Here is a 13,973-nt window from a genome sequence, read left to right on the forward strand (position 1 = left end):
GGGTCGGCATCTTCGACTACACGCTGGGTGGTTATTTCTATGACGACTCGATCAGTAACCAAACGGTCGTCAATGTTTCCGCGTCCGAGAACTTCCTCCAACAGCACTACACGACCGAATCATTCGCGCCCTTCGGTCGGCTGACCGCCCACGTCACCGAGAAGCTGAGGCTCGTCGGCGGATTGCGGTATTCTAAGGACATCAAGCACTTCGACGGCACCGGCGTCTCGTTCACGGTCGTCTGCATGGTTCGCGTCGCGGGCGTTCCCACTTGTCCGACCGCTCAGCTGTTCCCAACGGTCGATACCCCGGCCCAGATACCGTTCGCGGTCCCGGCCGGATCGGCACCGATCCCACAGGGCAGGTCCGGCGCAATCATCGTTCGCACCGATACCGCCTTCAACAGCAATCTGACGAACGACAAGGTCACCTACCACGGAGGGGTCGAGTACGACGTTGCCGAAAGGTCGCTCTTCTACGCCACCTACGAGACAGGATACCGATCGGGCGGCTTCTCGGCCGCGCAGGGTTTCGAGACCTACCAGCCCGAGACGATCACGGCGTACACGGTCGGCCTGAAGAACAGGTTCTTCGACAACCGCGTCCAGCTGAACGTCGAGGCGTTCCTGTGGAACTACCGGAACCAGCAGGTATCGCATCTCGGACTGGACCTCGCCGGTCGCACGGCACAGTTCATCCAGAACATCGGCCGGTCGCGCATCCAGGGCGTCGAGGCGGAAGGTCGGATCCTCGTCACGCCGACGACGCTGCTCAGTGTAGACGCACAATACCTCGACGCGAAGAACCAGTCGTTCTCGTTCCTGCAGGGTGCCGGAACGACCACGCCGCTGACGGGCTGCTCCTACGCCATTTCCGCCAACCCGCAGTTCTACACGGTCGATTGTGCCGGCAAGCAGCCCTTCAATTCGCCGCGGTGGACTGTCAACCTCGCCGGTCAGCAGACCGTGAAGCTTGGCGATTACAAGATCGTGGCGGGCGTCGACACGCAGTACAAGACGAGCCGGAACGTCGGTTTCGAGTTCCTGGCGGAACAGCATGTCGAGGCGACGTGGGCGACGAACGCGCAGGTCTCCTTCGGTCCAGGCAACGACCGCTGGTCTATCGCCGGCTTCGTCCGCAACATCGAGAACAACCGCATTCTAGTCGCGGCTCAGACCCATCCGATCGCGAACCTCGTCGTCGGCAACACGACCGCGCCACGGCTGTACGGCGTTCGTGGATCGTTCAAGTTCTGATGCGGACCGTTTGCCCAATCATTCGGAGAAGACGATGAAGCTGCTGCGGTTCGATGTGGGCGGTGTCCCGACGCTGGGTGCGATGCGCGACGGAGAGGTCGTGGCCCTCGACTCCGTGGGGGCGGACTACCCCACGATGTCGGCGATCATCGCCGGCGGTTCGCAGGCACTGGAGCGTGTAGCCGCCGCGATATCGGCGGCCACGAAGACGTTGCCGCTGGCAAGCGTCCACCTGCTCGCGCCGGTCGAACGGCCCGGCAAGTATCTCGCCATCGGAATGAACTACGCCAAGCACCTCGAGGAAGCCGACAAGCTCGGCGTCGCTCGTGCGAAGCATCAGACCTGGTTTAACAAGCAGACGACCTGCATCTCCGGTCCGTACGACGACATCGACCCGGGCGTAACGGAGAAGCTCGACTACGAGGTCGAGCTGGGCGCCGTCATCGGAAAGCCGGCCCGACACGTCTCCGAGGCAGACGCCGCGTCGCACGTGTTCGGCTACTTCGTCGCGAACGACGTATCGGCTCGCGACTGGCAGTTCCACACGCCCACCTTCACGATGGGCAAGTCGTTCGACACGCATGGCCCGATTGGTCCCTGGATCGTCACTTCCGACGAGATCGGGGACCCTCACGCCCTGACCCTCCGCTCCTTCGTCAACGGCGAGAAGCGGCAGGAGAGCGACACGGGACAGATGATCCATAAGCTGTGGGCACAGATCGCCTATCTGTCGACCGCTTTCACCTTGGAGAGCGGGGATCTGATCGCGACGGGCACCCCCGAGGGAGTCGGTGTGGGAATGGATCCGCAGCACTTCCTCCAGCCGGGCGACGTCGTGCGCTGCGAGATCGACGGCATCGGTTTCATCGAGAACAGGGTAGTCGCCTCGTCGGCTCCGACCGTGGATAGGAGCTGAACCATGCCGGTCCTGGGAGCATTGTCCGTCGCGCTGGAGGTGCCCTCGCTTGCCGAGGGGATCACGTTCTACACCGACGCAGGCCTTCAGGCGGCCGACGACGGCAAGGTGGCCCGGCTGCGCTGCCCAGGCCAGGATCGGGATTCCATCATCCTGATCGGCGGTGCCGCGCGCAAGCGTCTGCACCACATATCGCTGCGTGCCGAGAAGCTGGACGAGATAGCGGGTCTTGCCGCCGGTGCCGGGGGAAAGGTGGTCGACGCTCCCGAAGGGTTCGAGGACAATGGTCTATGGATCGAGGATCCGCATGGCATGCTCATCCATCTGATGGAGCAGGCGGCGGACCCCGAGCTGGAGGCGACAGTTCCTTTCGAGGTCAATGGGCCGGGGCGGGTCACACGAAAGCGCCGATCAGCAATGCTGCCGGGAGCCTCCTACCCCGGCGCCAGGCCATTACGGCTTGGCCACGTACTGGTGTTCTCCCCTGACGTGCCGGCAAGCGTCGCCTTCATGACCGGCGCGCTGGGCATGGGTCTAGCCGACCACGCGCAGGACATCATCGCGTTCTGCTGCGCCAGGAAGGACAGCGACCATCACGTCGTGGCCTTCGCGAAGTCGCCGGGTACGGGCTTCCATCATGCGAGCTTTCAGGTCGGTGATCCTGACGAGGTAGGCCGCGGCGGCCGCGCACTCCTGGCGAAGGCGGGCAAGGGCGACTGGGGCTTCGGGCGCCATACGATCGGGTCTAACTTCTTCCACTACATCCAGGACCCCTGGGGCTCGTGGTTCGAATATTATTCCGACATGGATCACATCGACGACTACGCGCTGTGGACGCCCACGAACTACGCGATGGACGACAGCCTCGCCAATTGGGGTCCGGACGTGCCCGGCGACTTCGTCCACAACTACGAGGTGGGCGAGGAGTTCGTCTGATGGGCCGCGGGGTGCCGGAGCAGATCGGGGCTTCGGCGGTGGAATTGCGGCGGCGGTTCGATACCGGACCGATGAGCCGCGTCCAGACGGTGGCGGTCGCAGTCACCGTCGCGCTGTCGGCGCTCGATGGCTACGATGTCCTGTCGGTCACGTTCGCGGCTCCTGCCATTTCGCACGACTGGGGCCTCGGCAAGGGGGCGCTCGGCGTTCTGCTTTCGGCGGGGCTGGCGGGAATGGCCATCGGATCGCTCGCGCTTGCGCCGCTCGCCGACGTCATGGGTCGGCGCCGAATGGTACTGGCGAGCCTGACGCTGATGGCTGTCGGCATGCTGCTCTCAGCAATCGCACCCGGAGTCCGCGAGCTCGCCCTCTGGCGCGTCGCCACCGGTCTCGGCATCGGTGCGATGGTGGCCGTCATAAATCCCTTGGCCGCCGAGTTTGCGAACGCGAGACGACGCGCACTTGCGCTCTCGTGCATGACCGTCGGGTATCCGATGGGCGGGGTCCTGGGGGGCCTCGCATCGTCCATCCTGCTGGCGAACTTCGGCTGGCGATCCGTTTTCCTGGCGGGCTCGATAGCTGCGGCGCTTATGATCCCCGTCGTCCTGATGCTACTGCCGGAGCCGCTGGCCTTCCTCCTCGCCCGGCCGCGTCGAGATGGACTTGCCCGGGCGAACCTCCTGATGGCACGGTGCCGGCAGCCTTCGATCGACCAGCTGCCACCCCCGCCCTTGCGCAGCGACGCCGGCTACCGGGCGGTGTTCGCCCGGGATCGGGTCGGCACGACGGTGCGCATCACCGCAGCCAACCTGCTCTACGTCGTGATGGTCTACTTTCTCTTCAGCTGGCTCCCCCAAACCCTCGCCGATGCGGGTTTCGCACCTGCGACCGCCAGCCTGGTGGCAGCGACCCTCAACCTGGCCGGCATCTTAGGCGGCGTCACGTTGGGTGTGCTGGCCAGGTCCGTGGGACTGAAGCGGCTCACCGTCGCGTTCGTGGGCGTGGCGGGATTGGCGACGGCTATGCTCGGTCTGGTGCCTGCCTCGCTTCCGGTCATCGTCGCCGTGGCTGCAACCGCCGGGTTCTTCGTGTTCGGGGGCATGTCCGGCCTCTACGCCACGATGTCGGCGAGCTTCGCGACTGAGGCGCGCGCGTCCGGTACAGGGTTCGCCATCGGCGTTGGTCGCGTCGGAAGCGCGGCTGCACCAGCCGCCGCGGGCTGGCTGTTCGCCAACGGGTTCGACCGCTCGTGGGTATCGCTGGCTTTCGGCATGAGTGCGTTACTCGCGGCGACGCTGCTGTCCCTTCGATCGAGGAGTTCTCCGTGACGAGGCAGCTTCGTAACGATCCGCCTCGCAAGGCGTGCGTCGGCGTCGGATGATTGAGCGATGCGATGTCGAGCTGGAAATGGGTTCAGAACGTTTAATCGATCGGCGAGACGCCATCTCGTAGCCAGGCCCGGCCCCGGTCGTAAAGCGCCTCCACCTCGGGACCCCGGGTGCCCGGCATGTCCTCGCGGACGGTGAACCCGTGCTGGGTCTGCAGATATGCCAGATGGCGATACCCTTCCGGAAAGCGGTCGAGCAGCACTTCGTCAAGAACCAGTTCCGATTTCGACTTCACGGCATCTATGCGGTCCCGTTCGTAGATCGGCTGGCGCAGCAGCATCGACCAGCCCGAGCCTCGCCGGATCAGGAAATCGTAGAACCGTCCGGTGCAGGTTACGTCCGCGACAACGCCGTGCACTTCCGCGCGTTGACTGATCGTCATCCTAGTCTGCGCGATCGCCCGGTCGCCAGCGACGGTAACCGAAGACCCGCCTAGGGTGTGCGACACCTTCACACCATTTTCCCAACCCGCCCTGCACGCCACGATGAACGCGTCGGCTCTGGACTGCTGCCAAGTAGCGACCATTACCCCGTCGGGATGCCATACCGTAGCGAAAGAAGCCCAGTCTCCGCTGTCACGCCATAACGCCCAGTTCTCGATGAGCTCGCGTATCAAGGTCCGATCGATGAGTTCGTCTGAATTCATGGATGCCGTCTTCCGATCAACGTAATCCGGATCGGAGTCGGATTACTAAGGTCCCGCGATTCTGCTTCTTAGGTCGGGCTCCTGGACTCGGCAAACGAAACGCAGGTGCCGTCAAGGACGGTTTGGAGAGGGCATGCTACATGTCGCAGAGGCAGGCATGTGACGGCTCAAGATGCTATTTGCCTGAGCCGATCGGCGCCGCGATCACCGTCGGGCAGGCTGCGGTCGGATCTCGGGCGACGAAGCGGATGGCGGGGATTCGACGCCTTTGGCGGGTGGGCAACATTGCTCGCCCGAACGATCGGCTTGATACGACGGTGGCGTCGCGACACGATGCACTGCGAGGGATCGGCGATCCCTCACGACATCGGGTGTGACTCTTGGGGGGGCTGAGCATGGCCACTGGCGTTGTCTGGATCGAAACATGGATAGCGTCGATCGCTGACGGCCGCGTGACGATGAGCCAGCGGTCGCTCTCCTCGATCGATTGGAACGGAGGAATCGATGAAGCGGTCAAAGTCGCGAAAGCCCGCGGAGTGCATCTGGTCCGCCTCACGGACGAGGAAGGAAAGGCGCTGGTGGCTGCGAGCCTGAGCCCGTTCGAGACGCTTTGCTGAAGAAGCTTACAAAGGAGGTGGGACTGACGTCTGGAGCAGGACCTGCCGGTTCCCATATCTCCGCGCGTTATGGGCGCGGCACATGGTCGAGGTGGCTGGTCGACGGGACGCATGCGCACGGCAGAGTAAACGCGCGGCGCTACCGTCGCCCCGAAAGCCAATGTTATCATGAAGGAGTTGGAGTGAACTCTAGCATGCGTGTTGGAGCGCGAACTGTTCGAACTGCGCGCGCACCGTCGCATCTGGGATCTGATCGATCAGGTTTACCAGCGCGGACGTGACGTTTCCTCCGGCCGAGGATGGCTGGTGACCCATCGACCATTGTCCGAACTGCCGATCGCCCACCGTATCACGCGAGAGGACGACCGTCGCGAAATGGCGAGGGTCGCGGAGTATCCGGTCGAACGTCGTGTCGACCGCTACCGATGGCCCTTCCAGGGCTTGGAGAAAGCGGCGTCCGCCGGCGACGAGGAAGCCTGTCACGTCGGAAGCGGCATTGTTGGCCCTCGAAACACGCAGGATTTCGCCGAGTGCCGCGGTCGAGAGCACTGTGCGAGCCGTACTTATGTAAACCAACCTTATCATGGTGCGTGTCCTTCGGCACGCCGGATAGGATGCACTTACGAATTTTTCGCTAACCACGACGCCGAACCGGCGGTGCCCTCACACGCAGATGTCCTGATCTACCTCGACTCCACTTGGGGTAGGGCAGCAGCCGGATTGGATCGCACGCGTGCGCCATCAGGCTGTTCACTTGCGTTGGGACTGGGTCGAGCTAGCCCGGCAAGGCTAGCGACGCCTATCGAGGCCATCAGGCGGTCCACGGTCATACCTTCGATTGAGGGGACCCACTTGGCGAGCCATATCAGCATGCCGAGAAGGAGTTGGACGACGACGGGCGGTTCACAGGTGATCACCGATCCGTCGGCCATACCATCCACAAGAAATCCTTCGAGTACCGCCGTCAGGCGTGCCGCCCATGAACCGATTTGCAAACGATCGTCTGCGTCGAGGTACGTGTAGTCGCCGAAGTACAATTGCGGACCATGATGATCCGCGTCCTCGAGCATACGACGGATGAACTGCGTCAGCTTCATCAGGCCGGTAGTTTCACTGCGGTCCGCGTCGATCAGCAGACGTTCGAACAGTTCCAGCGACCTGACGTGGCATGCGAGCGCGAGCGCCTGCTTGCTGGGGAAGTAGTAGTAGAGGGTCGCGTCGCGCAGATCGAGCTGCGCCGCGATCTCGGTCATCGTAGCGAGCGCGTAGCTGCGTTCATTGATGACCTTCACGGCGGCACGCATGATCGCTTCGCGCTTCCGGATCGACTTGCGCCCCCTGGCCAAAGGTTTCGGATCGACGGCGCATGCGGCCGTGGTCGGTTCTCGGTTTGGCACTCGCAGACCTGTTCGGAGGATGGGAATTCCTTGTGGAGAGGCTGGCCCTCCCGCGCAACCAGTGTCTGTTTTCTAACTTGCGCTAGAATACCGATCGTGGAATAGAATGTCGGAACAAGCGAGCGCGGGATCACACGGCGCCGCGACCACAGGGGAGGCGTTCGATGAAGAACAAGCTGTATCTCGGTATATCTGCATTGGCGCTCTGCTCCAGCGTCCCGGCTTGGGCGCAGACCGTGCCGTCGACGGACACCCAGTCCGCAGGTGCGCGGGACTCGGCACCCGCGGCGAAGAACGAGCAGGCGGCCCAGCAGGACAGCAGCGCCCACTCCGAAGACATCGTGGTGACGGCGGCAAAGCGCGAGCAGACGCTTCAGGATGTTCCGATCTCGGTTGCGGTGACCAGCGAGCTGACGATCCAGCGCGCCCAGATCCGCGACCTCATCGACCTGCAGTCGGTCGTTCCTTCGCTGAAGGTCGCGCAATTCAATACGGTCGGCCAGACGAATTTCATTATCCGCGGGTTCGGCAACGGTAACGGCAACGTCGGAATCGAAGGTTCCGTGGGTGTATTCATCGACGGGGTGTACCGATCGCGCAGCGCCGCGTCCCTGAACGACCTTCCGGAGGTCGAACGCATCGAAGTTCTTCGCGGGCCACAATCGACGCTGTTCGGCAAGAACGTGTCAGCCGGCGCGATCAACATTGTGACCAAGCGTCCACAGTTCGAATATGGCGGTCGTCTGGACCTGACGGTCGGCAACTACGGCGAGTTGGTCGCCAAGGGTACCGCCACCGGCGCCCTCAGCAAGACCGTCGCGGTCCGGCTTTCCGGCACCGTCGATCAGCGCGACGGGTTCGATCGCAACGTCGTGACGGGGCATACCGTCAACGACCGCAACCGCGAGTCCGTCCGCACCGACGTGCTCTGGACGCCCGTCGATCGTCTGTCGGTCAGGATCATTGCGGACTTCAACGAGCTCAACGAGCGTTGCTGCGGTGCCGTACAGCTGTTCAACGGCCCAGCCACGCAGTTCATCGCCGCGCCGCCCCCCTTTGGGCTCGGTGCGATGGTGACCAATCCGGCGACGAAATACTCGCGCAACATCGCGTTCGACCGTGATCCCACGAACCACATCGTCGGCAAGGGGATTTCGGGCGAGATCGACTACGAGCTGAGCTTCGCGAAGGTCACGTCGATCACCGCGTACCGCGACCAGCGCGACAACAGCACGGAAGACGTCGATTTCACGGGCGCCAATCTGGCCTATCGAAATGATCAGACGCACACGAAGACGTTCACGCAGGAGGTTCGACTGACGTCGTCGGGCACCGGCCCGTTCAGCTGGCTGATCGGCGGCTTCTACGATCACGAAATCCTGGACACGAGTAGCCAGATCAATTTCGGTTCGCAGATCCGTGCATATGCCGACGCGCTCAGCGGGGCATCGACTGCGCTGCCAGGCCGCTCGAACCTGTTCACGCTTGAATATCTGCAGAGCCTCGTGACCCCGTCGATCAAGCCGGGCGCGACGTACTTCGCCGCCGGTCAGGCCGTGATCGCGCCCTACACGCTGAAGCAGGACTCGTTCTCGTTCTTCGGACAGGCGGACTACAAGCTCACGGACCATCTCACCGTGACGGGGGGCGTCGCCTATTTGAGCGACCGCAAGGCATCGACGTCGAACGTCGTCCTGACCGACCAGTTCTCGCTGCTGAACCTGCAGAACGTCCCGCAGCTTCCATTCCTCGGACTGCCCGCGAACGCGTTCGGCGCACTCGGTGCGTTGCAATTCTTCTACGGGAATGCCCCGACGCACGCCCCCGTCAACTATCCCAACGCCAACGAGACGGGCGTGCTGAAGGGCGACAAGGTGACCTACCTCGGTCGCGCGACTTACAAGCTCGGCCCTGTAAACTTCTACGCCAGTTACTCGACGGGTTGGAAGGCCGGCGCATTCAATCTCTCGACGGATGCCCGTGCGCCGGATGCCAACGGCATCGGGCGCACCGCAAATCCCGAGAACGTCGTGCTGTACGAGGCTGGGGCCAAGGCGGCGTTCCAAGGCGGTTATCTGAATCTCGCCGTCTTCAAGCAGCGCATCAAGGGTTTCCAGTCGAACGCCTACACCGGCACAGGCTACAGCCTGGTCAACGCCGGCCAAGAGTCGGTCAAGGGGGTGGAAGCCGAGGGCGCGTATCGTCCCATCAACTGGCTCTCGCTGTTTGGTGCCGCAACCTATCTCGACCCCAAATACGACTCGTTTTTGATGGCGCCGTGCGTGAATTACGACACGGTCCGGTGCCCTCTTAACCCCGCAACGGGGCTGCGACCCTCCTTCCGCAATATTTCCGGCGACCGACCGGCTGGCATCGCGAAGTGGAGCCTGTCGACTTCCGCCACGATCAGTCATGATTTCGGCGGGTTCAGCTCGTTCCTGCGCGCCGAATACGACTATTCTAGCCGGGTCCAGCTAACCGAAGTCGTGCCGACGCAGTATGGCAGCACGGAGACGAGCAACGTCAACGCGAGCCTTGGCTTTGCGCTGCCGCCCCAGAAGCTCGAGCTGCTGTTCTTCGTGCGCAACCTGACGAAACACAACACGCTGATCGGGGCGTTTCCGACCGTCGCGCAGGACGGCAGCTACACCGGCTACACCAACGACCCGCGCACGTACGGCGCTACGCTGACGAAGCGCTTCTAGGCGCGTCCGAACGACGAGGAATACCATGGCAGACCAGTCCGATACGAACCCTGCGTCAGATATTTTAAAGACGCGCGAGCGCTATCTGGCCGAACGGGACAAGCGTTCGGCCACTGACGCCGGACAACGACAGTATAGGGACGTCGAGCAAGGGTTTGCCCACCTGCTCGACGATCCATACGGTACGGCCCCTGCAAGGGCTTCGGTCCATGACGACGTGGACGTGCTTGTGGTCGGCGCCGGGTTCGGCGGCATGATGGTGGCTGCTCGCTTGCGTGAGACTGGCGTAGCAAAGGTCCGGATCGTCGACGTCGCCAGCGATGTCGGCGGCACCTGGTACTGGAACCGCTACCCGGGCGCGGCCTGCGACGTAGAATCCTATATCTACTTCCCGCTTCTCGAAGAGACGGGCTACATGCCCGTCGAGCGCTATTCCAAGGCCGCTGAGATCCGGGCGCATACCAAGCGTATCGCCGAACATTACGACCTCTACCGCGACGCCCTGTTCTCGACACAAGTAAAGTCGGTCGACTGGGACGGGGCTGCAGCGCGCTGGACGGTCCGCACAGACCGCGGCGATGTCATGTCAGCGCAGTACGTCGTGCTAACGACCGGACCGCTCAACCGGCCGAAGCTCCCGGAGATCCCGGGCCTCGACGACTTTGCGGGCCACAGCTTTCATACCAGCCGGTGGGACTATGCCTACACGGGCGGCAGCGCGACGGAGCCGCTGTCCGGTCTCGCCGGCAAGCGCGTAGGACTGATCGGCACGGGCGCCACCTCCATCCAGTGCGTGCCGCCGCTTGCCGCGTCGGCACAGCATCTGACCGTCTTCCAGCGCACGCCTTCGTCGGTCGATGCACGCGACAACAGCCCCACCGACCCTGCATGGGCGGCAAATCTTCAGCCCGGCTGGCAACAGCGTCGCATGGAGAACTTCACTGCGCAGTTCACCGCGCAGCTGCCACCGCACGACGAGGTGCGCGACGGATGGACCGTGCTGGCACGGGCGGTGCGCGAGAAGCTCGCCGACAATCCGCAGGGTCTCGACCCCGGCACGCTGCTAGAGCAGGCCGACTTCGAGAAGATGGCTCAAATCCGCGAGCGGATCGGATCGATCGTCGAAGACCCTGCCACGGCAGAGGCGCTGAAGCCTTGGTTCAGCCTCTACTGCAAGCGGCCTTGCTTCTCCGACCTGTACCTGCAAGCGTTCAACCGGCCGAACGTCAAGCTCGTCGAGACCGCCGGCTACGGCATCGATCGGATTACGCCGGACGGAGTGGTCGTAGGCGACGTCGAATATCCCCTGGACTGTCTGATCTTCGCGACGGGGTTCGAGACCTCGACGAGCTACGAGAAGCGCTCGGGCATGACGATACATGGGGTCGGCGGCCGGTCGCTTACCGACAAGTGGTCCGGCGGCGTGTCGACGCTCCACGGCATGCATACCCGCGGGTTCCCCAACCTGTTCGTCATCAGCCAGGCGCAGGCTGGCATGTCGCCGAACTTCCCGCACATGCTGAGCGAGCAGTCGCTTCACCTGGCGCACATCGTTGCCGACTGTGCGGCTAAAGGGATTGGGGCAATCGAGCCGACCGAGGAAGCCGAGGGCAACTGGGTAGAGACCATTGTCCAGATGGCCGAGGGACGCCGCAAGTTCATCGAGGCGTGCACCCCTGGCTACTACAATAACGAGGGGCGCGCGACAGGCGCGGCGGCTAAGGGATCGCCGTTCGGGGCGGGCCCGGTGGAGTTCGTCAAACTGCTCCGGATGTGGCGCGAGCAGGGCGATCTGGCCGGGATGGAGCTTGACGGCGAGCACGCCCGTGGAACTAAGGAGATGACATCGTGAGCAGTTCCGACGGACGCAAGTCCATCTTCATCACCGGTGCGGCTTCCGGCATGGGGCGGGCCACAGCTGTCCTGTTCGCGAAGTCCGGGTGGTTCGTCGGCGGGTACGATATCGACAAGGCTGGGCTTGTAGCTCTGTCCGATGAGATCGGAGCGCAAAACGGCCTGTTCTCAGCGCTGGACGTCACCGACGCCGCAGCGTTCGAGGCCGCCATGGCCGCCTTCGGACAAGAAACCGGCGGCACCCTAGACTTGATGTTCAACAACGCCGGAATCGGCAGCGGCGGCCTGCTCGACGAGCAGCCTTGGGACGATCTGATGAGGGTGGTGAACATCAACTTCATCGCCGTCATGATCGGCGTCCGGGCTGCGATTCCGCTGCTAAAGAACACGCCGGGCTCGCTCTCGCTGATCAACTCGTCTTCCTCCGCGATCTTCGGCACGGCGGGGATCCCCGTCTATTCCGCCACCAAGCACGCCGTACGCGGACTGACCGAGGCGCTGTCGATCGAGCTGAAGCGCTACGGGGTGCGCGCGTCGGACCTCCTGCCGGGTCTGATCGACACGCCGCTCCTGTCGGACAAGATGCGCGCGATGGCGCCAAGCGAAGGTGAGTGGCGGCTCGTCCAGCCGTCGGAAATCGCCGAGACGGTGTGGAAGGCGTATCACGGCGACAAGCTGCATTGGTACGTGCCCGAAGAACTGCGCGCGTTCCACCTGCGCGTCGTCGCCGAACCCGAAGCGGTTCGCGAAGAGCGCACCGCACTGCTCGCCGCAATGGCCGAATAGGAGAACGACGATGTCCATCCTCGAAGCCGCCCCGGAGCCGCTCATCGCCGCCGCCGACGAGAGCGACGCCATCGCGGCGCTCCACGCGGCGTTCGCAGCCCAACGGGCCGCCTTCGCGGCCGACCGAATGCCCTCGATCGAGGTGCGTCGTGAGCGGCTGATGTCGCTGATCGGCATGATGGCGGCGAACCGCGAGCGCATCAGCGCGGCGGTCTCGCAAGACTTCGGCGCGCATCCGGTGCCCGCGTCCGACCTCATCGAGGTTTTGGGCGTGATCGGGCGCGCGCAACACGTCCTCGAGCATCTAGAGGAATGGATGACCCCGAGCGAGCGCCACGTCGATGCGCTGCTCGGCACTGCCAAAGCGCATGTCCAGCTGCAGCCCAAGGGTGTGATCGGCAACATCGTGCCGTGGAACTTCCCGTTCGATCTGTCGGTCGGCCCGATGGTCGACATGCTGGCGGCTGGCAACCGGGTCATCGTCAAGCCATCGGAATATACGCCGGCCTGCGCAGCGCTGCTGGCCGAGATGGTCGCGGCGACCTTCCCCGCCGATCTCGTACACGTGGCCGTCGGCGGGCTGGAACTCGCCCGCGCCTTCTCATCCGTTGCCTGGGACCATCTGCTTTACACCGGCAGCCCGAACGTGGGGCGCGAGGTTATGCGCGCGGCCGCCGCCAATCTGACGCCCGTCACCCTGGAGCTTGGCGGTAAATGTCCCGCCATCCTGACGCCAGGCTCCGTGACGCGCACGAACGTGGAATCGGTGATCGGCACCAAGATCATCAAGAACGGGCAGATGTGCGTATCGGTCGACTATGCGCTTGTGCCGCGCGGCGACGTCGAGGTGTTCGTGGAACACGCGCGGGCGTTCATGGCCGCGGCGGCTCCGAACTATTCGAACGGCGACGAATGCACGGGAATGATCTCGACGCGGCACCTCGACCGTATCTCCGAGATGCTGTCGGAGGCGCGCGACCGGCAGGCGCGCATCGTAACCCTGCAGGACGACGAGACTGTCGACCGCGTGACCCGTCGCATGCCGATGTCGCTCATCGTCGATCCGGCACCCGACCTGCGGGTCATGACCGAGGAGATCTTCGGACCGCTGCTGCCGGTGGTGCCTTACGACAATCTTGCAGACGCGATCGCGGGCATCAACGCTGGCGAGCGTCCACTCGGCCTATACGTATTTGGTGACGACACCAGCGTGACGGACGGCGTGCTGGCATCGACGACGTCCGGCGGGGCGGCCGTGAACACATGCGCGATCCAGAGCGCCCTGCCCTCGATGGGATTCGGCGGCAGCGGCATGAGCGGCATGGGTCGCCATCACGGCATCGAGGGGTTCCGCGAGTTCTCCAACCAGCGCGGTGTCGTCGTGCGCGGCGAGGGCGACATGATCGACGCTTTCTACTCGCCCTATGCCAAGGCCGCCGGGCTGGTACAGGCGGTACTTTCAGGATCGTAAT

The 13,973-nt window shown here is 63.8% G+C and carries 12 protein-coding genes; 9 read left to right on the plus strand and 3 right to left on the minus strand.

The window, feature by feature from the left end:
- The 4 genes from L8H00_RS14950 to L8H00_RS14965 all read left to right on the plus strand — a co-directional run.
- Nucleotides 1-1,256 (plus strand): TonB-dependent receptor (locus L8H00_RS14950; RefSeq protein WP_242098108.1); only part of this gene is annotated, 1,256 nt, incomplete at its 5' end.
- Between the two features lie 34 nt (nucleotides 1,257-1,290).
- Nucleotides 1,291-2,172, plus strand: coding sequence for a fumarylacetoacetate hydrolase family protein (locus L8H00_RS14955; RefSeq protein WP_242098109.1), 882 nt, complete (start codon nucleotides 1,291-1,293; stop codon nucleotides 2,170-2,172).
- A 3-nt stretch (nucleotides 2,173-2,175) separates the two neighbouring features.
- On the plus strand, nucleotides 2,176-3,108 hold the full coding sequence (locus L8H00_RS14960; RefSeq protein WP_242098110.1) for a VOC family protein: 933 nt from the start codon (nucleotides 2,176-2,178) through the stop codon (nucleotides 3,106-3,108).
- On the plus strand, nucleotides 3,108-4,436 hold the full coding sequence (locus L8H00_RS14965) for an MFS transporter (protein ID WP_242098111.1): 1,329 nt from the start codon (nucleotides 3,108-3,110) through the stop codon (nucleotides 4,434-4,436). The genes L8H00_RS14960 and L8H00_RS14965 overlap by 1 nt, the downstream gene beginning before the upstream one ends.
- Before the next feature lie 94 nt (nucleotides 4,437-4,530).
- Here L8H00_RS14965 and L8H00_RS14970 read toward each other — a convergent pair whose 3' ends face one another.
- A complete protein-coding gene (locus L8H00_RS14970; RefSeq protein WP_242098112.1) occupies nucleotides 4,531-5,142 on the minus strand; it encodes a nuclear transport factor 2 family protein in 612 nt (203 codons plus the stop codon).
- 395 nt (nucleotides 5,143-5,537) lie between these two features.
- On the opposite strand from L8H00_RS14970, the gene L8H00_RS14975 reads away from it, so the two are divergent.
- On the plus strand, nucleotides 5,538-5,759 hold the full coding sequence (locus tag L8H00_RS14975) for a hypothetical protein (protein ID WP_242098113.1): 222 nt from the start codon (nucleotides 5,538-5,540) through the stop codon (nucleotides 5,757-5,759).
- Nucleotides 5,760-5,948: 189 nt separating this feature from the next.
- Here L8H00_RS14975 and L8H00_RS14980 read toward each other — a convergent pair whose 3' ends face one another.
- Complete coding sequence (locus L8H00_RS14980) at nucleotides 5,949-6,344, minus strand: BLUF domain-containing protein (RefSeq protein ID WP_277924482.1); 396 nt, start codon at nucleotides 6,342-6,344, stop codon at nucleotides 5,949-5,951.
- 98 nt (nucleotides 6,345-6,442) lie between these two features.
- Nucleotides 6,443-7,063 carry a TetR/AcrR family transcriptional regulator gene (locus tag L8H00_RS14985; protein ID WP_242098115.1) on the minus strand — a complete coding sequence of 207 codons (621 nt, stop codon included), beginning with the start codon at nucleotides 7,061-7,063 and terminating at the stop codon, nucleotides 6,443-6,445.
- A gap of 257 nt (nucleotides 7,064-7,320) precedes the next feature.
- Here L8H00_RS14985 and L8H00_RS14990 point away from each other — a divergent pair, with 257 nt between their 5' ends.
- Genes L8H00_RS14990 through L8H00_RS15005 form a run of 4 tightly spaced genes read left to right on the plus strand, consistent with a single transcriptional unit; the run spans nucleotide 7,321 to nucleotide 13,972 of the window.
- Nucleotides 7,321-9,861, plus strand: coding sequence for a TonB-dependent receptor (locus L8H00_RS14990; protein ID WP_242098116.1), 2,541 nt, complete (start codon nucleotides 7,321-7,323; stop codon nucleotides 9,859-9,861).
- 25 nt (nucleotides 9,862-9,886) lie between these two features.
- Nucleotides 9,887-11,713 (plus strand): NAD(P)/FAD-dependent oxidoreductase, encoded by a 1,827-nt coding sequence (locus L8H00_RS14995; protein ID WP_242098117.1) that lies wholly within the window; start codon nucleotides 9,887-9,889, stop codon nucleotides 11,711-11,713.
- Complete coding sequence (locus L8H00_RS15000; protein ID WP_242098118.1) at nucleotides 11,710-12,501, plus strand: SDR family oxidoreductase; 792 nt, start codon at nucleotides 11,710-11,712, stop codon at nucleotides 12,499-12,501. The genes L8H00_RS14995 and L8H00_RS15000 overlap by 4 nt, the downstream gene beginning before the upstream one ends.
- Nucleotides 12,502-12,511: 10 nt before the next feature.
- Nucleotides 12,512-13,972 (plus strand): aldehyde dehydrogenase family protein, encoded by a 1,461-nt coding sequence (locus L8H00_RS15005; RefSeq protein ID WP_242098188.1) that lies wholly within the window; start codon nucleotides 12,512-12,514, stop codon nucleotides 13,970-13,972.
- Nucleotide 13,973 lies beyond the last annotated feature (1 nt).

Origin of the sequence: Sphingomonas sp. CROZ-RG-20F-R02-07, from assembly GCF_022662335.1 — a bacterium.
Lineage (GTDB): Bacteria > Pseudomonadota > Alphaproteobacteria > Sphingomonadales > Sphingomonadaceae > Sphingomonas.

Excerpts from the sequence above, each read along its gene's own strand:
- L8H00_RS14995 (WP_242098117.1), top strand. The coding sequence starts at position 9,887 with ATGGCAGACCAGTCCGATACGAACCCTGCGTCAGATATTTTAAAGACG.
- L8H00_RS14955 (WP_242098109.1), top strand. The coding sequence starts at position 1,291 with ATGAAGCTGCTGCGGTTCGATGTGGGCGGTGTCCCGACGCTGGGTGCG.
- L8H00_RS14980 (WP_277924482.1), bottom strand. The coding sequence starts at position 6,344 with ATGATAAGGTTGGTTTACATAAGTACGGCTCGCACAGTGCTCTCGACC.
- L8H00_RS15005 (WP_242098188.1), top strand. The coding sequence starts at position 12,512 with ATGTCCATCCTCGAAGCCGCCCCGGAGCCGCTCATCGCCGCCGCCGAC.
- L8H00_RS14970 (WP_242098112.1), bottom strand. The coding sequence starts at position 5,142 with ATGAATTCAGACGAACTCATCGATCGGACCTTGATACGCGAGCTCATC.
- L8H00_RS14960 (WP_242098110.1), top strand. The coding sequence starts at position 2,176 with ATGCCGGTCCTGGGAGCATTGTCCGTCGCGCTGGAGGTGCCCTCGCTT.
- L8H00_RS14985 (WP_242098115.1), bottom strand. The coding sequence starts at position 7,063 with ATGCGTGCCGCCGTGAAGGTCATCAATGAACGCAGCTACGCGCTCGCT.
- L8H00_RS14975 (WP_242098113.1), top strand. The coding sequence starts at position 5,538 with ATGGCCACTGGCGTTGTCTGGATCGAAACATGGATAGCGTCGATCGCT.
- L8H00_RS14990 (WP_242098116.1), top strand. The coding sequence starts at position 7,321 with ATGAAGAACAAGCTGTATCTCGGTATATCTGCATTGGCGCTCTGCTCC.
- L8H00_RS14965 (WP_242098111.1), top strand. The coding sequence starts at position 3,108 with ATGGGCCGCGGGGTGCCGGAGCAGATCGGGGCTTCGGCGGTGGAATTG.